Raw genomic sequence first — 18,273 nt, forward strand, 5'->3', positions numbered from 1 at the left:
TGGAACCGGGGGAGGATCAGATCCTCGGCCAGGATCTGCGCCAGATCGCACAAGCGCCAGCGCACTACGCCGTGAGCGGCGGGCGTCGGCCCTTGTTCGATTAGGGCCTTCAGGACATCGCGCTGCCCGGCGTTCAGGCGCGGACGGGCACCAGGCGCCTTGCCGTCGATCAGCCCGTCCGGACCAGCCGCGTTGAAGGCCAACACCCAGTCACGCACCGTCTGCAACCCGACCCCGCCGATCTCGGCCGCCTCCGAGCGCGAGCCGCCCGCCGAGATCACCGACAGCGCCAACAGGCGGCGGGTCTGGGCCGGATTGCGCGAACCCTTGGCCAGAGCGCGCAAACTTTCGGCATCATAATCCGATCGCAGTGGCACCGGAGCAGCCATCACATCCTCCTCAGGCTCCAAACCTGAAAAGAGAATCACGACCTGGATCGCGATGCTACCTCACGTGAATCACGTTCAACGGGGCTTGGTATAAGGCCACTTTTAGTCAATCTCGGCCAAAAATCGAGTTTCTGAACGAAGTCGAGCCGCCGCCGGTATCCGGGAAGTCTGCCTTCAAAGAAGACCGCATTTCAGGCGGCGCCCCCACACCGCAAAGCCCTTCAAACGACGCCGCCGATCCCGATGCCAAGCTGTTCGGGACCGCGTAGCGAAGCACCGCTCCGATAGGGCGGCGGATCCGACAAAAGCCGGGGTGCCACGAGGCGGCGGCTGAGGGCCACGAGGGCGATTTCGGTTTCGATCCGCGCGAGCGGCGCCCCCATGCAGTAGTGAAGTCCGCCGCCGAAGCCGAAATGCTGGACGTCGTCACGATCGGGATCGAAGCGGTCGGGGTCGGCGAAGCGGGCGGGATCGCGGTTCGCGGCGGCAAACAGCAGGATGACGGGGGCACCCTTCGGAATGGTATGTCCGGCGATTTCGATGGTGCCCAGCGCCTTGCGGGTTCGGAAGTGCACCGGCGGTTCGTAGCGGAGCAATTCCTCGATGACCCGCGGGGCCCGCTCGGGGTCGGCCCGGAGCTTGTCCCATTCGTGGGGATGGCGCAGCAGCGTGAGCATGCCGTTGGTGATCAGGTTCACCGTCGTCTCGTGGCCCGCCACGAGCAGCAGGATCGCCGTCGAGATCAGATCGAAATCGCCCATGGCCGGCTTGCCATTGGGAGGCGGTGCAGCCAGCGCGCTGAGCAGGTCGGGCGTGGGCCGCCGGCGCTTCTCGCGGATCAGCGCACGCATGTAGCCGGAGATGGCGTCGAAGGCGGCGGCCGTCCGGTGCCGGCTGGCCTCGTCGTGGCGGGTATCGGGCTCCAGCGCGGTGGCGAGTTGCGAAGCCCAGGACTGGAATTGCGGCTCGTCCTTCTCCGGCACTCCGAGCATGTCGCAGATCACGGCGACCGGCAGCGGGTAGGAGAAATCCTCCACGAGGCAGATCTCGTCGCGTCCCCGGCAATCTTCGATCAGCGCGTCGACGTCGCGTTCGACACGCTGCCTCAGGGCCTGCACCCGCGTCACGGAGAATTCCCGCATGACGACGCCGCGCAGGGTGTCGTGATCGGGTGGATCGCGGAAGATCAGCGGGCGATGCGCGGTGACGATGCGGTCCTTGATCGGGTTGAGCAGCCAATCCTTGATCGGGTTTCCGGTCCGCGGGCGGCGCGAGGGCGGCAGATCCTCGGAACTGAGCCGCGGATCGAAGATCAGGCTGCGGATCGCCGCATGGGTGCTCACCACGACGCTGCCGTCGCTCTGGCGCGAGACAGGCTTCTCCCGCAGCCGCGCGTAGATCGGATAGGGATCGGCTCGGTTGGCCGGGTCCAGCACCTCGGCAAACAGCGTGTCCTCAGGCATGACGAGCCTCGTCGGAACGGGAGACATGTGAGCCGGAGACTTGTGACCCGGAGACTTGTGACCCGGAGACTCGGCGCGGCGGCGGGAAGCCGGGGAGCCCGGAGACGATGCGATCCTGATCGCTCGCATCGCGGATCGGCGGGAAGGCGCCGCCGATCCGGATCGCCTCCGCATACGCGGGGAGCCACCGGGCCTGATCGAACGACACGGCACTGATGCTGCGCCCCTCGCGGCCGTAGACGGCGAGGAAGCGTCGCGAGGCGCGCGAGCCGTGAACGATCGCGACCGTATCCGCTCCCTCGCTGAGGCCGACGGCCTTGATGTTGATCCCGAATTGGCTCGACCAGAACGCCGGGAGATGGTCGTAGGGGCGTTGGTCGTCGGCCGGCGCCAGCATGTTGCGTGCCGCATGGCCGCCTTGCGCGACGGCGTTGCCCCAGTGCTCCACCGAGATCAGCCGATCCCCGTAGAGGGAGATCGGCCATCGCGCCACGTCTCCGGCCGCGTAGATGTCCGGGCACGGCGCGCCATCGGCGTCCAGGGTTCGGCACGCAGCATCGCAGGTCAAGCCGCTGGCATCGGCCATCAGGCCGGCCGCCTTCAGCCACCCCGTCTCCCGGACGGCGCCGAGCGCGACGATGACTAGGTCGGCCTCGACGACATGCTCGTCCGCAAGGTGGGCGCGAACCACCCGGCCGGTCGCGTCGCCCTCGAAGCGCAGCACCTGTGCGTTCGGACGATACGTGACGCCGGCATCCTTGAGACAGTCCGCGATCACGCCGCCGACCCACGTACCGAGGGAGCGGGCGAGCGGGGTCAGGTTTGGATCGATCAGGGTGACCGGCAATCCCAGGCTGCGGCAGCAGGAGGCCGCCTCGCAACCGATCAGGCCGGCGCCGACGATGAGGATGCGAGACGGACCCGCGACCAGGGCTGCACGCAGGCGCGCGGCGTCGTCACGGCCGCGCAGGGTGAAGATGTTGCCGAGCGTGCCGCCGGACTCCACCGGCCAGGGGCGGGCCCGCGCGCCGGTCGTGACGAGCAGCTTGTCGTAGGCAAGCACCGCCCCGTCCGCGAGGCCGATCGTGTGCGCGTGACGATCGAGGCCGATCACGGCCTGACCCAGCATCCAGCGCGCGTCGAGGTCTGCGCGTTGCGGAAGCTCGGTCGCGTCCGCGGCCAGTTCGCCGGAGAGGACGTGTTTCGACAGAGGCGGCCGGTCGTAGGGGCGGTGCGGTTCGTCGCCTACGATCGTGATGCGGCCTCGATAACCGTTGAGGCGCAAGGCTTCCGCGCCGTGGAGGCCGGCGAGCGACGCGCCCACGACGATCATGCCGGGCGTGTCGACGCCGCTCACTGGGTCACTCCAGGCTCGGCCTGCATGCGTATGGCGCGGACGGGGCAGGCATGGACGGCGCGTTCGATCTCGCCCCGACGGGCGCGGGGGGGCGCCGGATCGTAGAACAGGATCTCATGGCCCCGCACGTCGAAGACTCCCGGCGCCGCAAAGCAGCACTGCGCATAGCCCTGACAACGGTTCAGGTCGACCACGACGCGCAAGGGGACTTCCGCATCATCGATGGTCTGAGGAACGAGCGTCATCGGGTTGGGTCGCTGTTCGTCAAATGCCAAGGAAGGGGCCGTCCTGATCGTCGGCCTGCGGAATCAGTTTAGCAGCGGATCCCATGGGCAGGCCGGTCGTCACAGCCAGGACGAGCGTGGCCGCAAATGCAGTCAGCCCAGGTCTCCGTAGCATAGCGTAGGCGGACCGATTTGCACCGGATTCAAGTCTGGCGCTGCGGCAGATCGGCGTTGTCGTCATGCTGCGATCCCCCTGACGACGCGCCCGCCGCGAACGACATCGTCGATCCCCGAAAGAACGGCCTGTCTCGAATCGAGGCGGGCGAAGTCCTGAGCCAAGGCCTCGGCACGCATGCGGAAACGCGGTTGCGCGAGAACCGTGCCGATCGCGTCGCGAAGCGCGTCGACGGTCGGAGCGTTGGCGGCCAGGTTGAGGCCGGCGCCCGACCACTCGATGCGCGCGCCGATCTCCGCCTTGTCCTCGGTCAGCCCGGACGAGACGATCGGCACGCCGGCTGCGAGGGCCTGCGAGACGCTGCCGTAACCGCCGTTCGTCACGAGGACGGCGACGTCGGACAGCATCGCGTCGAACGGAAGAAAGGGGGCGATGCGGGCGTTGCTCGGGATCGGCCCGCGAAGGGCCTCGACCGGGCGCCCTCCCGTGGTCGCGACGACGAGGAGGTCGTCGCGGTCCGCCAGCGCCGCCAAGGTCGGCTCGATCAGTTCGCCGAAGTCGGCGTTGGCGAGGGTGCCTTGCGTGACCAGAACCACGGGCTTGCCGAGGTCGCGGGTCGCCCACCAATCCGGAAGCGGCACGTCGGCGTTCGTCACCGGCAGCAGGCCGGTGAAACGCAGGTTGGGCGGCAGCGTCCCGAAATCGTACTCGAAGCCCGGCACGGTCTGCTGGAGGAACAGGTCCGGCAGCGTGGCGATGGAATGAGGCAGCGCGGCCGGCAGAGCCGGTACGCCGAGGCGCGCGAGTTGATCGTTCGCGTAGACGCGCACGGGATCGGCGAAGGCTGCGTCCATGCCGGCCTTGAGGACCGCGTAACGGGCCTGCTCGGCGGAATCCTTCGCCGGCGGCAGGCCGAGGCCGACGGGCGCCTCGTCAGGCCTGTCGAGGAACAGGAAACTCACGTTCAGGACGACGATCGGCGGGCGCGGCTTGGAATCGAGCAACAGGGGCAGCACGCCGAGGAACATGCTTCCCGCGACGACGACATCGGGCTGCTCGTCGTCGATCAGCCGACGCAGGGCGTCCGTCTGGTGCGGGATGGGATCGATGAAGCGTCGCGCGAATTCCAGCCGATAACGCTCCGGGCCCGCCGGCAGATCGATCGCGCGATATTCGGCGGCATGGTCGTCGTCGATGGGCGAAAACCGTAGGCCCGCGGCCTCGGCCTTTTTCCGGAATCGTTCGACCGTAGTCATGACGACCACGTCCCCGCGTGCGGCCAGAAGTCGGCCGACCGCGAGCAGCGGGTTGACGTGCCCGGTCAAGGCCGTGGCTGCGATCAGCACCTTCATGGCGGTGCGTCCCTTAAAAATTCGATTGCGATGCAGTGAGTACGCTGCACTGCACCCAACGGTTACGTGCCCTAATCGCGACCAAGTGTGCCAGCACACGCGGCTCCGTGGTTGCGATGGCGCGGGCGATCGTCGACGACACCGATTCCACGCAGGCCCGGTTCGTGATCGATCGGTCCCGACAGGCGGCGGGCCTCACGGATGCTGGGGCCGCGGCCTCGAATGCCTTTGGTGAGTTCGTGGAGGAACTCCAGCGTGAGATCCGCGCGGCAGGGGCGGCGAGCAACGCGCTCGGCAATCTGTCGCGGACATGGATGCCTCACGCTTCGGCACCGCAATTGCGGGCCTGCGATGATCTAGGCTTCCGTCCGGCAGGTGCAGCGACGACCACCGGAACCAACGACAAAATAAGCGTCCTTGAATCCTACCGGTTCTACTCCGCCACTCCCTCGCCCGAGAGTCGCGATAGGCAGCCGAGGATGGTCGAACCTAACATACTCGGCGTCATCGCTCCCGCTTCACCGAAACGAGTCAATATCAGTCATAAATAGGGGGTCAGCCTTGGATCTACGTCGTACAAAGAGGATGACGTCTGGAACGATTAATGGACTGCGAGGCCGACGCGCCGGGTGCCTCAGCCAGCCGCCGTACAATCTCAACGGCAAACCGAGGATCTCTTAACTCGACGCCACGACCAGCCGACCCCGTCACCGGCATCAACCACTCACTGAGCCAGTTGCCCCACGCTCAGGATCGCGCCCATCACCGAGACGATGAGGCCGCCGATCAGGCCGCCGATGGCGATCGTGACCAGCGGCGTGATCAGGGCGAGGAGGCGGTCGATGCGCTGGCGGGTCTGGGTCTCGTGCATCTCGGCGGCGTGGATCAGGACGCTGCCGAGGCGGTTCACCTGCTCGCCGCTGGCGATGAGGTTGAGGGTCGAAGGCGCGTAGGCTTTCAGGCTGGAGAGGCCGGAGGCGAGGGTGCCGCCCTCGGTGAGGCGGCGGCCTGCCTCGTCCAGCGCCTGCCGGAAGATCCGGTTGTTTGCGAGCGGGCGCGTCGCCGCCACCGCATCCGGGATCGGGACCTCCGCCTGCAGCAGCGTCCCGAGGACACGGCAGATCCGGCCGAGCTCGACCCCGACCACGATGCTGCGCAGCAACGGCAGCCGCAGGGCGAGCCGGCTGCGGCCTGCGGCGAAACCGGGCTTGCGCCAGGTCTGCGCGAGGCCGAGGGCGAGCGCGGCGGTGCCGGCGAGGAGGAACGGCCAGCCGGCCGAGAGGCCGGCGCCGAGGGCGCCCGCGGCGCGGATCGCGAAGGGCGGCTCGCGGCCGCTGCCCTCGAACAGCGGCGCCAGCGCGGGCACCAGCACGCCGACGATCATGACGAGGGTGCCGATCGCCATCAGCACGAGCAGCGCCGGGTAGATCAGTGCGGAGGAGAGGTGGCGGCGCACGGCGTCGCGGCGCTCGATCGAGGCGGTGAGCGAGGCCAGCACGTCGACGAGGGTGCCGGTCGCCTCGCCCGCGCGCAGGATGTCGACCATGTCGGCCGGGAAGGCTTGAGGATGGGACGCCATCGCCCGTGACAGCGAGGCTCCGCCGACCACCCGCTCGAGCACGTCGGCGATGATCGGCTTCAACGCCCCCGACGCCTGCCGCTCGACCAGGCGCAGCGCCCGGTCCACGGTCAGCCCCGCGGCGACGAGGGTTCCGAACTCCTTCAGGAAGGCGATGCGGGCCGCGTCGTTCACCCGGTCGCGGCCGAGCAGGTCCCGGCGCCAGAACGGGATCGCCTCGGCCGCGGCCTCGATGGCGAAGACCTGGAGGCCGTCCAGCCGCAGCTGCGCCACCGCCCGCTGGCGGCTCTCGGCCTCGACCCGGCCGCTGCGCGCGCGGCCGTCTGCGGCGTAGGCCTTGTACGCGAACGCCGCCATCAGACCGATCCTTCCAGCACGCGCCCGATCTCGTCGAGAGTCGTCTCGCCGGCGATCACGCGGGCGCGCCCGGTCTCGGCGAGGCTCGCCATTCCCGCCTCATGCGCCGCGGCGGCGATGGCCTGCTCGCCGGCCGACGCGGTGATGAGGCCGCGCAGGCGCCCGTCGAGGGGCATGATCTCGGACACGACCATGCGGCCGCGATAACCGGTGCCGGTGCACGCCTCGCAGCCGCAGGCGCGCTTCAGGCTGAGCGGCGTGCCGGGCGCGACGCGTAGGCGCAGACGCTCCTGGTCGGTCGCCGGCTCGTCGCGGGCGCAGGCCGGGCAGAGCCGGCGGACCAGGCGCTGGGCGACCACGCCGTTCAGCACCGCGGCGAGCAGGTAGGGCTCGACGCCCATGTCCATCAGCCGGGTGACGGTGGCCGGCGCGGAGTTGGTGTGGAGCGTCGAGACGACGAGGTGGCCGGTCAACGCCGCCTGGACCGCGATGCGGGCGGTCTCGCCGTCGCGGATCTCGCCGATCATCACCACGTCCGGGTCCTGGCGCAGGATCGAGCGCAACGCCGCGGCGAAGTCGAGGCCGATGCCGGGATGGGCCTGGACCTGGTTGACGCCGGCCATCCGATACTCGACCGGGTCCTCGACGGTGACGACCTTGAGATGGGGCCCGTTGATGCGCCGCAGGGCCGCGTAGAGCGTGGTGGTCTTGCCGGAACCGGTCGGCCCGGTGACGAGGACGAGGCCGTTGGGGCGGCTCGTCATCGCCCCGATGCGGGCGATCGCCGGCGCGTCGAAGCCGAGGGAGGTGAAGTCCTCGACCCGGCGCGAACCGTCGAGCACGCGCAGGACCACGCTTTCGCCGTGGGCGGTTGGCAGGGTCGAGACGCGGATGTCCACGTCCTGGCCGCGGTCCGGCGCCTTCATGCGCCCGTCCTGGGGCAGGCGGCGCTCGGCGATGTTGAGGCCGGCCTGGATCTTGATGCGCGTGGTCAGGGCGAGCTGCACCGACTTGGCGAGCCGCTCGGCCTCCACCAGCACGCCGTCGACGCGGTAGCGGACGCGCATGTCCGCTTCCTCCGCCTCCAGGTGGATGTCCGAGGCCGAGAGCTCGAACGCCTTGCGCACGAGGCGCGCGGCGAGGCGGACGATCGGCGCCTGGCTCGCCACGTCCTGCAGCCGCGTGAGGTCGTCTTCGCCGCCGTCCTCCTGGTCGGCGCCGGGCACGTCGCCGTAGACTGCGCGATGCGAGCGCTCGAAGGCGCTCGGGCCCACGAGCCGGCGCTCGACCAGGCGGTCGGTCAGGTGCTCGAGCGCGGCCGTCGTCTCCGCGTCGAAGGCGTCGACGATGGCGACGACGAGACGGTCGGGCTCCGCCAGCAGCGGCAGCACCCGGGCGCGGGCGCAGTAGTCGGCGCCGATCGCCTCCGGCAGGACCGGGCTCGGCGGCAGCTCGTCGTCGCGCAGGATCGCGAGTCCGGTGGCGTCCGAGAGGGCGGTGACGAGGGTGGTCTCGTGGAGGAGGCCGAGTTCGATCAGCAGGGCCGGCACCGAGCGGCGGCCGGGCAGGTCGAGGGCCGCCCGCGCGCGATCGAGGCCGCCCGCATCGAGGACCCCGCTCTCGGCGAGGCCTTCGACGAAGGCCCGCGCCGCATCGCCCCGGTCGCGCTCGGGGGCGCGCCGGTCCGGCCGCGCCCGCACGGGCCGGCTCTTCGATCCCCAGACGTCCAGCATCGCCACGGCACCCCGGCGTACCGGATCCCGCACCGCGGCAGGCAGGTCGCACCGCGGCAGGCAGGTCGGCATCGCGCTTAAGCGAATGGAAACACCGCAGGCTTAACATTTCTTGCAGCGGACGCTTCGTGCCGCGCAGCGGGACGAGCCGTTTGAACCTCTCAGGCGTCTTCCGGCCCGATCGGGGCCTGCGCGCGCGGCTCCGCGGCTCCGCCCTGCGCCCGAGCCTCGACGAGGCGTCGCGTCTGCTCGGTCTCACCGACCCGCGCCTCGACCGGGAACCCGGCCCCCTGACGATCGGCCTCGGCGTGCCGGGCACCACGGCGCTGACGGTGATCGACCAGCGCGGCGAGACGCCCCGGACCTATCACCTCGACGCCGAGGCGGAGGACCTCGCGGAGCGGCTTGCGGCGATCCGCGGCGGCCGGCCGGGCCTGAACGTCCGCATCCGGGTCGACCCCGCCTCCTGCTTCATCCGCACCCTGACCCTGCCGAGCGCGGCGCTGCCGCGGATGCGCGCCGTCCTCGCCCAGGAACTCGAGGCGGCGACGCCGTTCCGCAGCGAGGCCGTGCACGGCGACTGGTACGTGGAGGGCGAGGATGCGGAGACCGCCACGCTCCGCGTGCGCCACGTCGTCCTGAAGCGCGCCCGCCTCGCGCCGCTGCTCGGCACCCTCGACCGGGCCGGCCTGCAGCTCGATGCGATCGTCGTCGGGGCGGCCGAGGACCGCACCATGCCCCTCGACCTGCTCAGCGACGGGCACCGCGCCTTACCCGGCTTCCTGCGCGGGGCCGGCGCCGGCAACCTCGCCCTGGTCGGCGGGGCGCTGTTGCTGATGGTCGTCGCCTTCCTGTCGCTCCGCGCGCAGCAGGAGGCGACGCTCGCCGGCCTCGACGAGGCGTTCCTGGCCGCCCGCCGCGCGGCCGGGCCGTCGGCGAAGCCGCTGGTCCAGGCGGGCACCGCCGCGATCCTGGCCGAGCGTGGTCCTCCGCTCGCGCGAACCTGGGACGCCATCGCCGCCGCCCTGCCGGACGCCGCTTCGGCGCAGAGCCTGCGCATCGATGCCGAGGGCGTCGTCCTGACCCTCGTCGCGCCGGACGAGGCCGCGGTGCTGGGTGCGCTCGGCAGCGTTTCGGGCTTCGGCACGCCGGCCTTGCGCGAGGCGACGCCGTTCCAGGGCGGGCGATGGCTCGTCGTCGCGCTGCCGCGGATGCCAGGCCGGAAGCAGCCATGAGCCCGACCCTCGCCCACCTGACCGCCCGCCCCGTGCTGGCCGCGCTCGCCGGGGGCGGCTTGCTGCTCGCCCTCGCTGTCGGGCCGGTGCTCGACGCCTGGGAGACGGCCGACCGGATCGCGGCGAGCCGCGACGCGCTCGTCCGCGCCCGCGAGGCGGCGGCCCGGCCGCCGGTCCCGGTGCCGCTCGTCGGCAACGGCGCCGACGCCCTGCTCGGGGCCTTTCGCGGCCGCCTCGACGCGCTCGTCGCCGAGCGTGCCGCCGTGATCGACCGGGCCGAGCTCGAAGCGGACCCGGCCCGTCCGGCGCTGCCGCGCCTGCGTGCGTCCCTGCGCGGGACGGCGGACGCGCTGCAAGGCCTGCTCGACGCGCTTGAGACGCAAGCCCCGCTCGTCGCCGTCGAGGAGGCCGAAATCCGCGTCGAGCGTCCGGCCGACCCCGACCTCGAACGCCCGACCGGGCTGCGCCTCGCCCTCACCGTGCGCGGTGTGCTCCTGCCGGAGCCGGGAAGCGCCGCACTGGGAGGCACGCCGTGACCAGTCCCACCGCCTTCCTCACCGAGACGAGCGGCGGCCCGCGCCTGCTGTTCGCGCTCGCGGCTGCGGCCGCCGCGGCCGCCTACGCCTGGCCGGTCACGCTTCCGCCGCCGGGGCCGTCGCCGATCCCGCAGCAGACCACGCCGGCGGGGGCGGCGGCCCTGGCCCGGCCGCTGTTCGATCCGGGCCGGCGCCCCTGGACCGCCCGAGGCAGTCGCGATGCGGTGCTGGCGAGCGATCCGCCCCGGCCGATCCTCACCCTGCGCGGCATCCGCCGCGACGGCGGTCCCAGGCGCGCGCTGATCGACGACGGCGGCGGCGAACCCGCCTGGCTCGGGCAGGGCGAGGGGCGCAACGGCTGGCAGGTGGTCGAGGTCGGGCCGGATCGCGTGAAGCTGGTCCAGGACGGCGTCACCTACGCGACGGAGTTCATGGGGCCGCCCGCGATCCTGCGCCCGAAGCGCAAGGCGGCATCCGAGGCCGCTCCGGCGCTACGGCCCTGACGGGCCGCCCGGGTCGGGCCGACCTCTCAGTCGAGCATCCGGCGCAGAACGCCCTGGCTGCCGTTGGGCGTGATCGCCATGGGCGGCGGGGCGGGCACCGGGCGGACCGGCATCATCGCGCGGAACTGGTCGCGGAAATCCTGGGCGATGCGGTCCGCCTCGACCGTGCCGCGGATCACCTTCGGCCGGATGAACACGATCAGCTCCGTCCGCACCCGCGTATCGACGCGGTTGCGGAAGGCCGGACCGAACAGCGGCATGTCGCCGAGCACCGGCACGCTCTCGTTGGTGATCTGCGCCTTTTCCTGGACGAGACCGCCGATGGCGAGGCTGTGGCCGTCGTTCACCGCCACGCTCGTCGCCACCTTGCGCTGGCGGATGGTCGGCGAGTTGATCGACGAGGTCGTCGTCGGCACCACGTCGCTGACCTCCTGGTTGATGTCGAGCACCACGAGGCCGTTCTTGTTCACTCGCGGCGTGACCGAGAGGATCACGCCGGTATCCTTCATCTCGATCTCGTTGAGGATCGGGGCGTTGGTGGAGAGCGCGCTCTGGCCGCTCTGCTTGACGATCGGCACCTGGTCGCCGACCTGAAGCTTTGCGGTGCGGTTGTCGAGCACGGTGATGTTGGGCGACGAGATCACGTTGACCCGCGTCACGCCTTCGAGCGCGTTCAGCACGACGTTGAAGTCGCTGGCGTTCAAGAGGTAGTTGAAGCCCGTCACCCCGCGGGTCGCCGCACCGAGCAGGGCCGCGGTGCCGCCGGTGGCGGCGGCCGCCCCCACGGTCGCGGCCTGGGCGAGGTTGAACTGCGCGCCCCGGTTCTTGAGGAACCACTGCACGCCGAACCGCAGCTCGTCGTTCAGGGTCACCTCGGCGATCACCGTCTCCAAGAGCACCTGGGTCGGCATCGCATCGAGGCGGCCGAGAATCCTGAGGATCTTGTCGTACTGGTTGCGCGTCGCCGAGATCACGAGGCTGTTGTTCGCCTCGTCGGCGACGATGCCGACGACGTCGCGCCGCCCGTTGCGGCCCATCCCCATGTCGGCCCCGTAGCCGCCACCGTAGGCGGACGCTCCGGCTCCGTAACCCGCGCCCGCCCCGTAACCCGCGCCAGCGCCGCCCGCGATAGCCGGCGCACCGCCGAAGCCGGCGCCCGGCTCCGTCGCCGCGGCAGCGAGGCTCCCTCCGGGCCCATACCCGCCCCCGGCCGCGGGACTCGCCCCGCCCCCGAAACCGCCTCCGCCTCCGAGGGCGCCCGGTTCGGTCCCGAGCCCTCCGCCGCCGAACCCGCCTCCGGGTGCGGTGGGGCCGCCCGCGCCGAGCCCGCCGAACCCGGCCTGTCCGCCGCCGCCGAAGCCCCCCGGCCCCATCCCGCCGGGGGCGAGGCCCGCGCCGCCATAGCCTCCGGCGGCGCCGTAGCCTCCGCCGCCGCCGTAGCCGAGACCGCTCGAGACGCCGACGCTGCCGCCGGTTTCCGCCGCGACCACGCCCTGCAGCACAAGCGCCAGCTCCTTCGCTGACCGGTTCTGGATTCGATAGACGAAGAGCTGGCGCTTGCGCTCGGCCGCGAGGCCTTCGAGCTGCTCAAGCCAGACCCGGGCGCGGTCGAGATAGGTGGCGCGGGAGCTCACCACGAGCACCGCGTTGAGCGGTTCGTTGGGAATGAAGCGGATGACGTCGCCGGTGCCGGCCGCCTCGCCGCCGAAGATCTGGGTGAGGTCGCGGGCGAGCGAGCCCGGATTGGAGGAGCGCACCGGCAGCATCGCCGTGGACATGCCGCGCATCCAGTCGACGTCGAACACGGCGATGGTCTGGCGCAGGGCCTGGATCTGCCCGCTCTCGCCCGACAGGATCAGCAGGTTGCGGGCCCGGTCCACGCGCAGCACCACGTCGCGCGGCGCGACGGAAGCCAGGATCGCCTGCATCTCGGCCGCCGCGATCCAGCGCATCGGCACGATCACCGCGCCGGATTCCGCGCCGACCCCCTGGACCGCGCCGGGCCTCTTGCCGCCCGGGACGATCTGCGCGGTGCGGCCGCGCCGCCTCAGGGCGAGCCCGCGGCTCGACAGCGCCGTCTCGAACATCGAGAGCAGCGTGTCGCGGGTGACCTGGCCGCCGGTCTGAAGGGTGATGGTGCCGACGGCGCGCTCGTCGAGGGTGTAGCCCCACCCGAACGTGTCGGCGAGCACCGCCTTGGCGGCGACCGGCAGCGGCACCTCGACGAGGTTGAGGCTGACCATGCCGCCGAGCTGCGGCTCCTGCCGCGAGGCTTCGCCGCCGGTGAAGCGATCGTCGCCACGCCGGATCAGGGCATGGGAAGGGCTCGGGGCATGGGACGGGTTCGAACCGGGCCGGAACCCGAGTTCCGGTTCGGCCGCCCGGGCGGGGGGCGCTGCGGACCAGCTGACCAGGCCGGCGAGCGCGACGTTGATGATCCGTCGCCGCTTCATGCCCGTGTCGATCCCCCCCACCCGCCGGTTCGGGTCGAGGGCGACGCTAGGACTTTATGGTTAACGGCGTCTTGCCATAGGTTAAGGAAATTCCTCGCCCGGGAACCGGTTGTATTCCTGCCGGCCGTGTTCCCGCGAGAAAGCAACCATCAGTTGCTTGCGACGTCGGTCCCGTCGCCCGTGCCGCCGGTCTTGCCGTCGCTGCCGAGCGAGTAGACCTCGTAGGGTCCGCCGCCGACCGCGGGATTACGGTAAAGATACGGGCGGCCCCACGGATCGTTGAGGCCGCGCGCGTCGCGCACGTAGGGGCCGCGCCAGCTCGGGCCCGTCGGCTGCACCAGCGCCTGCAGGCCCTGCTGCGCGGTCGGATAGGTGCCGAGATCGAGATAGTAGAGTTCCACCGCCTGGGCGATGTTCTTGACCTGGATGCGCGCCGTCTCGCCCTTGGCACGGCCGAGATAGCCCAGCACCTGCGGCGTCACCATGGTCGCGATCATGCCGATGATCGCCAGGACGACGAGCAGCTCGACGAGCGAGAAGCCCGCCTGGCCTGCGTCGGCCTCGCCCCGGGGATCGATGGTGTCGGTGGTCATCGTCGCGTCCTGTTCGTGGTGGTTGGGAATTAAGATGCGCCGCCTTTCTGAAGGAACCGCCTCACGCGGGGCGGACGAGCCGTCCGAGCGGCATGACAGGAACGGATTCTTTGATGTTTGTTAGCGGATTCCTGCCAAGCCTGGGGCACCACTCGGGCGCGGCAGGGCGCGCCGCCAGGAACACGCATGATCCCGACCGGCGGACCCACGCGCCCTCTTAGGACCCTGTCGTCGGGCGCCGTCGTCGCCGGAGCGCTTGCGGTGGCCGGCTGCCTCGTCTGGGCCCTGCCGGCCTGCGCGGCGGAGCCGATCACCCTGCCGATGCCGGCGCCGCTGCCGCCGATCCGCATCCTGACGCTGCTGGTCGGCCTGCACCTCATCGGGCTCTGCCTCGGCCTCGGCGGGGCGACCATGCTCGATTTCTGGATTCTGCGCTGGATGCGCTGGGGCGGGCTGCCGGCCGAGATCGCCCGCACCTTCCTGTTCGTGAGCAAGGTGGTGTCGGTCGGCATCGGCCTGCTCTGGGTGTCGGGTCTCGGCTTCCTCGCGCTGTACTGGTTCGAATCGCCCGAGAAGCTCGCCAACCCCAAGCTGGTCGCCAAGGTGAGCGTGGTGGTGGTGCTGACCGTCAACGGCCTCCTGATCCATGCCCTGGTGCTGCCGGGCGTGCTGCGCGACGTCAGCCGGCCGATGTTCGAGGGCGTCTCGCGCCTGCGCACGGGGGTGTTCCTGATCTCCGGCGCCATCTCGGGCGTGTCCTGGTACGCCGCCTTCGCGATGGGCCTGATGCGCGAGCTGAACGGCCGCGTCGGCTACGGGCCGCTGCTCGGCCTGTGGTTCGTCGCCGTCGTGGCGGGGGTGATCTGCGCCTACGTCTACTGGATGCACCTGCGCGAGCGCAGCGCCGGCCTCGCCGCGGTGCGGGTGGGGCTGTCGCGCCTGCCCCGCATCCCGGACAGCGCCCTCGTCTCGGTCGGCCGGGCTCCGCCGGCGCGCGTCCCGCCGATGCGCCGGCATGCCTTCGCCGCGATCGAGGCGGACCGGCTGGCCAGGCGCTGACCCGATGGTGCAGGACGGTCTCGGTGCGATCCTCGGCGCCCCGCTCGTGGCGGCGCTCCTGCCGCTGCCGCTCACGTTGACGGCGACGGCGTTCGACCTGCGCCACAGGATCATCCCGGATCTCGTCAACCTCGCGCTCTTCGCGCTCGGGCTCGCGGTGGCGGCCTGGCGCGAGCCGGAGCCGGCGGCGCTCGCCTTGCGGCTGGCCGAGGCCGGCCTCGCCTTCGTCCTGTTCCTGGGCCTGCGCGCGCTCCATGCGCGGCTGCGCGGCCGCGTCGGCCTCGGGCTCGGCGACGTGAAGTTCCTCGGCGCCGCCACCGTCTGGACCGGGCTTGCGGGCCTGCCCCTTCTCGTCCTCACGGCCAGCGTCACGGCGCTCGTCGCGATCCTCGTCGGCCGCCTCGCCGGAGCCCGGATCACGGCGGCGACCCGACTGCCGTTCGGCCCCTTCCTCGCACTCGGCCTCCACGCGGCCTTGCTCGCCGGCCACCACGCGCCTCAAGGATTCTGACGCCGCGTCCGCCGTCGATCGCTGTCGTCCTTCGACCCGCTCGTCCGGCGCGGGAAGTGGCAAACCTTAAGCGCAGGGTCCTATGGATCGATCGCCATGAGAATCCCACGGGCCTCGAGCCGTTACCGAGCGCCGTCCGCCCGCCGGTTCTGCATCGGCGGGCCATGGCTGCCGTCACGTGCTTCCGGACGCTCCTGCGTGGAGCCTGGACCTCAGGGGCGGGCCGAGGACGAAGTCTCTCAGGCCTGCCGCGGCCGTTCCGGGACGGCCGGCTTTACGCTGATCGAGATGCTCGTGACGCTCGCGATCATGGGTATCGCGACGGCGCTGGCGCTGGGCGGCATGGGCAGCATCTCGGCCGGCCGGCGCATGGCGTTCACCTCCGACGTGATCGCCGCCGAGATCGACCGGCTGCGGGTGGAGGCGATGCGGACCGGGCGGCGTGGGCGGCTGGTGTTCGAGCCGGGCGCCGAGCGCTTCCTCAGCTCCCGCCCGGGCGCCGGAGCGATCTCGACTCACGGCGCGCAGGTGACGATGGAGACGCGGCCGGGCGGCAAGGTCGACCCCGGCGAGATCTGGCTCCTCCCCGACGGAAGCTCGACGGGGGGGCGGATCGTGCTGGCCGCGCAAGGGGGCGGCGTCGTCCTGTCCGTCAGCGCGCTGACGGGCCTCGTGCGACGCGGGGACCTTCCATGAGCGGCCGGCGCAACGCCCCGCCCGCCGGGCCCGGCGAAGAGGGGTTCACCATCGTCGAGGTCGTGGTCGCCTTCGCGATCACGACCCTCGCCATGATCGCGGCGATCGAGGTCTCCGGGGCGGTCGCCATGGGCGTCCGGCGCGTCGAGGCGGCGCGGGTCGCGTCCGACGAGGCGGAGGGGGTGGTCCTGGCCCGGTTCGCGGCGGGGCCGCCCCAGGCGGGCGTCGAGCGGGGCACGTTCTCGGACGGGTCGGCCTGGACCCTGCGCATCGCCGACGCCGCGCCGGCGATGGGCCTCGGCCGCGTCCCGCCGCTCTGGCTCGTCCGCTTGAGCCGGGGACCGGTCGAAGGCCGGCCGATCTACACGACGCTCGTCCCGGGAGAGATCCGTGAATGAGGCGCGGCCAGAGGCGGGCCAGGCCGGCTTCACGCTGGTGGAGGTGGTCGTCTGCCTCGCCCTGGCCTCGCTGATCGGTCTCCTGCTCGTCCAGACGTTGCAGATCGCATCGCGCGCGTCCGGCGCGGCCGGGCGCGTCGCCGCCGCCGAGGAGGTGCAATCCGTCCGCGATCACCTGCGGCGCACCCTCGGCAGCCTCGTCCGGCGCCGCACGGACGGGCGGCGGCCTTTCTTCCTGGGCCGTCCCGACGGCCTCGACGCCGTGATCGCCCCCGATGCGGCCGCCGAGCGTCCCGCCGAGACCCAGGTCACCCTCGCCGGCACCGCCCGCACCGATCGCCGCCTCGACCTGATCGAGCGCCGCCGGCTCGCGGAGCCCGGGGCCGAGGTCGGCGCAGGCGACGAGGAAGTGCTGCTTGCCGGCGTGACCGGCCTCAGCTTCCGCTATTTCGGCGTGCCGACCGGCAACGCGCCGGCCGTCTGGCTTGCGCAATGGACCCGGCCCGACCGGGCGCCGAAGCTCGTCGAGATCCGCATCGCGTTCGACCCAGGTGATCGCCGACGCTGGCCCCCGTTCCTCGTCGCCCTCGGAGACCGACCGTGACCGAGGAGCACGGCCGCGACGGCGAGGCGGGCTTCGTGCTGCCCTGCGTGCTGGCGATCCTGATCGTGGTCTGCGCCCTCCTGGCCGCGACCGTCATGCGCGTCCGCTCCGGCACCGCCCTGACGCAGGCCCGCGCCGACCTCACCCGGGTCCAGGGCCTGGCCGACGGGATCGCCCGCCTCGTCGCCTACGACCTCGGCCTCCAGCGGACCTACCGCCTCCGCGGCCTGCAGTTGCCGGAGGACGGCCGGCCGATCGCCTGCGACCTGGCCCCGCGGGAGCGGTTGCTGATCGCCCTTCAGGACCAGGGCCTTCTCGTCGACCTCAACGCCACGCCGCGGGCCGGGCTCGAGACGGCCTTGCGCGGGGCCGGCATCCCCGACGCCACCGCGCTGGCGCTCGCCGCGGAGATCGTCGACTATCGCGATGCCGACGACGTGCCCGAGCCGAGCGGCGGGGCGGAGGCGCCGCAATACCGGGCGCGCGGCCTCGGCTACGGGCCGCGCAACGCGCCGTTCGTCAGCGTCGACGAGATCGGACGGCTGCCCTCGATGACCGAGGACATCGCCGCGCGGCTCAAGCCGTTGCTGACGATCTACAATGAATCCGGCCGCGTCGCCGGAGCGTCGCCGGACCCGGCCAAGGCCGCAAGAGGGCAGGGCGCGCGAACCCCGCAGGCGCCCCCGGCGCCGTCGCCGCGGCAATACTTCCGCATCGACGTCCTAGTCGAGGAGCAGGGCGTCCGCGCCGGACGTTCGGGCACCTACGCGCTGGGCGGCGGGAGCTCCGGCATGGATTTCCTGGCCTGGCAGCCGGGCATCCCGACGCTGCCGCCGGGCTTGGAAGGCCATCCCACCTGCGGCGTGATCGGGGCCGCCCTCCAGGCCCGCTAGGACGATGTTCGCGGTCTCGTCCCAGGCACCGCGCCGTCGCCTTCACGGAGGCCGACGCTCCGAGGCGACGGCTTAACCAGATCCGTTGGCAAATCCGAAACGGTGCGAGAATAAACAGACAGGCTCGCGGGCCGAGTGCGAAAATCTTCCGACCTCCGTGAGC

General features: G+C 71.7%; 19 protein-coding genes. 10 read left to right on the forward strand and 9 right to left on the reverse strand.

What is annotated here, in order from left to right:
- The 5 genes from MFF13_RS07480 to MFF13_RS07500 form a co-directional block, all read right to left on the reverse strand.
- The coding region (locus MFF13_RS07480; protein WP_238271704.1) for a helix-turn-helix domain-containing protein at positions 1 to 428 on the reverse strand (428 nt) is incomplete at its 3' end.
- A 182-nt stretch (positions 429 to 610) separates the two neighbouring features.
- Positions 611 to 1,852, reverse strand: a complete 1,242-nt coding sequence (locus MFF13_RS07485; protein ID WP_147832332.1) for a cytochrome P450 — start codon at positions 1,850 to 1,852, stop codon at positions 611 to 613.
- Positions 1,845 to 3,185, reverse strand: coding sequence for an NAD(P)/FAD-dependent oxidoreductase (locus MFF13_RS07490; RefSeq protein WP_238271743.1), 1,341 nt, complete (start codon positions 3,183 to 3,185; stop codon positions 1,845 to 1,847). Before MFF13_RS07490 ends, MFF13_RS07485 begins: the two co-directional genes overlap by 8 nt.
- A 20-nt stretch (positions 3,186 to 3,205) precedes the next feature.
- Positions 3,206 to 3,412 (reverse strand): ferredoxin, encoded by a 207-nt coding sequence (locus tag MFF13_RS07495; RefSeq protein WP_147752084.1) that lies wholly within the window; start codon positions 3,410 to 3,412, stop codon positions 3,206 to 3,208.
- Positions 3,413 to 3,670: 258 nt separating this feature from the next.
- Positions 3,671 to 4,960 carry a glycosyltransferase gene (locus tag MFF13_RS07500; RefSeq protein ID WP_147832331.1) on the reverse strand — a complete coding sequence of 430 codons (1,290 nt, stop codon included), beginning with the start codon at positions 4,958 to 4,960 and terminating at the stop codon, positions 3,671 to 3,673.
- A 116-nt stretch (positions 4,961 to 5,076) separates the two neighbouring features.
- Between MFF13_RS07500 and MFF13_RS07505 the strand changes: the two genes are divergently transcribed.
- Positions 5,077 to 5,511: a hypothetical protein gene (locus tag MFF13_RS07505; RefSeq protein ID WP_238271706.1), complete on the forward strand. Its 435-nt coding sequence runs from the start codon at positions 5,077 to 5,079 to the stop codon at positions 5,509 to 5,511.
- A gap of 173 nt (positions 5,512 to 5,684) precedes the next feature.
- Here MFF13_RS07505 and MFF13_RS07510 read toward each other — a convergent pair whose 3' ends face one another.
- Together MFF13_RS07510 and MFF13_RS07515 are read right to left on the reverse strand one after the other, a co-directional pair.
- Entirely contained in the window at positions 5,685 to 6,896 is a 1,212-nt protein-coding gene (locus MFF13_RS07510) for a type II secretion system F family protein (protein ID WP_147763307.1), read from the reverse strand.
- Positions 6,896 to 8,629: a GspE/PulE family protein gene (locus tag MFF13_RS07515; RefSeq protein WP_147763308.1), complete on the reverse strand. Its 1,734-nt coding sequence runs from the start codon at positions 8,627 to 8,629 to the stop codon at positions 6,896 to 6,898. Before MFF13_RS07515 ends, MFF13_RS07510 begins: the two co-directional genes overlap by 1 nt.
- Before the next feature lie 152 nt (positions 8,630 to 8,781).
- On the opposite strand from MFF13_RS07515, the gene MFF13_RS07520 reads away from it, so the two are divergent.
- The 3 genes from MFF13_RS07520 to MFF13_RS07530 are packed head-to-tail and all read left to right on the forward strand — an operon-like array spanning position 8,782 to position 10,903.
- Positions 8,782 to 9,864: a hypothetical protein gene (locus MFF13_RS07520; protein ID WP_238271708.1), complete on the forward strand. Its 1,083-nt coding sequence runs from the start codon at positions 8,782 to 8,784 to the stop codon at positions 9,862 to 9,864.
- Positions 9,861 to 10,400 (forward strand): GspMb/PilO family protein, encoded by a 540-nt coding sequence (locus MFF13_RS07525; protein WP_238271710.1) that lies wholly within the window; start codon positions 9,861 to 9,863, stop codon positions 10,398 to 10,400. Before MFF13_RS07520 ends, MFF13_RS07525 begins: the two co-directional genes overlap by 4 nt.
- A complete protein-coding gene (locus tag MFF13_RS07530; RefSeq protein ID WP_238271712.1) occupies positions 10,397 to 10,903 on the forward strand; it encodes a hypothetical protein in 507 nt (168 codons plus the stop codon). The genes MFF13_RS07525 and MFF13_RS07530 overlap by 4 nt, the downstream gene beginning before the upstream one ends.
- Positions 10,904 to 10,929: 26 nt before the next feature.
- Here MFF13_RS07530 and gspD read toward each other — a convergent pair whose 3' ends face one another.
- Together gspD and gspG are read right to left on the reverse strand one after the other, a co-directional pair.
- On the reverse strand, positions 10,930 to 13,356 hold the full coding sequence (gene gspD, locus MFF13_RS07535; protein WP_238271720.1) for a type II secretion system secretin GspD: 2,427 nt from the start codon (positions 13,354 to 13,356) through the stop codon (positions 10,930 to 10,932).
- Between the two features lie 149 nt (positions 13,357 to 13,505).
- A complete protein-coding gene (gene gspG, locus MFF13_RS07540) occupies positions 13,506 to 13,949 on the reverse strand; it encodes a type II secretion system major pseudopilin GspG (protein ID WP_147763175.1) in 444 nt (147 codons plus the stop codon).
- Between the two features lie 186 nt (positions 13,950 to 14,135).
- Between gspG and MFF13_RS07545 the strand changes: the two genes are divergently transcribed.
- From MFF13_RS07545 to MFF13_RS07570, 6 genes are all read left to right on the forward strand, one after another.
- Entirely contained in the window at positions 14,136 to 15,008 is an 873-nt protein-coding gene (locus MFF13_RS07545) for a hypothetical protein (protein ID WP_238271722.1), read from the forward strand.
- 4 nt (positions 15,009 to 15,012) lie between these two features.
- Positions 15,013 to 15,519: a prepilin peptidase gene (locus MFF13_RS07550; protein WP_147829473.1), complete on the forward strand. Its 507-nt coding sequence runs from the start codon at positions 15,013 to 15,015 to the stop codon at positions 15,517 to 15,519.
- A gap of 198 nt (positions 15,520 to 15,717) precedes the next feature.
- Positions 15,718 to 16,215: a prepilin-type N-terminal cleavage/methylation domain-containing protein gene (locus tag MFF13_RS07555; protein ID WP_187273661.1), complete on the forward strand. Its 498-nt coding sequence runs from the start codon at positions 15,718 to 15,720 to the stop codon at positions 16,213 to 16,215.
- A complete protein-coding gene (locus MFF13_RS07560; RefSeq protein ID WP_147829469.1) occupies positions 16,212 to 16,613 on the forward strand; it encodes a prepilin-type N-terminal cleavage/methylation domain-containing protein in 402 nt (133 codons plus the stop codon). The genes MFF13_RS07555 and MFF13_RS07560 overlap by 4 nt, the downstream gene beginning before the upstream one ends.
- Complete coding sequence (locus MFF13_RS07565; protein ID WP_147829466.1) at positions 16,606 to 17,217, forward strand: type II secretion system protein GspJ; 612 nt, start codon at positions 16,606 to 16,608, stop codon at positions 17,215 to 17,217. Before MFF13_RS07560 ends, MFF13_RS07565 begins: the two co-directional genes overlap by 8 nt.
- Positions 17,214 to 18,110 (forward strand): type II secretion system minor pseudopilin, encoded by an 897-nt coding sequence (locus tag MFF13_RS07570; RefSeq protein ID WP_238271724.1) that lies wholly within the window; start codon positions 17,214 to 17,216, stop codon positions 18,108 to 18,110. The genes MFF13_RS07565 and MFF13_RS07570 overlap by 4 nt, the downstream gene beginning before the upstream one ends.
- The last annotated feature ends 163 nt before the right edge of the window (positions 18,111 to 18,273 follow it).

The organism is Methylobacterium cerastii, from assembly GCF_022179125.1.
GTDB lineage: Bacteria > Pseudomonadota > Alphaproteobacteria > Rhizobiales > Beijerinckiaceae > Methylobacterium > Methylobacterium cerastii.

Excerpts from the sequence above, each read along its gene's own strand:
- MFF13_RS07550 (WP_147829473.1), top strand. The coding sequence starts at position 15,013 with ATGGTGCAGGACGGTCTCGGTGCGATCCTCGGCGCCCCGCTCGTGGCG.
- MFF13_RS07545 (WP_238271722.1), top strand. The coding sequence starts at position 14,136 with ATGATCCCGACCGGCGGACCCACGCGCCCTCTTAGGACCCTGTCGTCG.
- MFF13_RS07560 (WP_147829469.1), top strand. The coding sequence starts at position 16,212 with ATGAGCGGCCGGCGCAACGCCCCGCCCGCCGGGCCCGGCGAAGAGGGG.
- MFF13_RS07515 (WP_147763308.1), bottom strand. The coding sequence starts at position 8,629 with ATGCTGGACGTCTGGGGATCGAAGAGCCGGCCCGTGCGGGCGCGGCCG.
- gspD (WP_238271720.1), bottom strand. The coding sequence starts at position 13,356 with ATGAAGCGGCGACGGATCATCAACGTCGCGCTCGCCGGCCTGGTCAGC.
- MFF13_RS07510 (WP_147763307.1), bottom strand. The coding sequence starts at position 6,896 with ATGGCGGCGTTCGCGTACAAGGCCTACGCCGCAGACGGCCGCGCGCGC.
- MFF13_RS07505 (WP_238271706.1), top strand. The coding sequence starts at position 5,077 with ATGGCGCGGGCGATCGTCGACGACACCGATTCCACGCAGGCCCGGTTC.
- gspG (WP_147763175.1), bottom strand. The coding sequence starts at position 13,949 with ATGACCACCGACACCATCGATCCCCGGGGCGAGGCCGACGCAGGCCAG.
- MFF13_RS07485 (WP_147832332.1), bottom strand. The coding sequence starts at position 1,852 with ATGCCTGAGGACACGCTGTTTGCCGAGGTGCTGGACCCGGCCAACCGA.
- MFF13_RS07490 (WP_238271743.1), bottom strand. The coding sequence starts at position 3,185 with ATGATCGTCGTGGGCGCGTCGCTCGCCGGCCTCCACGGCGCGGAAGCC.
- MFF13_RS07525 (WP_238271710.1), top strand. The coding sequence starts at position 9,861 with ATGAGCCCGACCCTCGCCCACCTGACCGCCCGCCCCGTGCTGGCCGCG.
- MFF13_RS07500 (WP_147832331.1), bottom strand. The coding sequence starts at position 4,960 with ATGAAGGTGCTGATCGCAGCCACGGCCTTGACCGGGCACGTCAACCCG.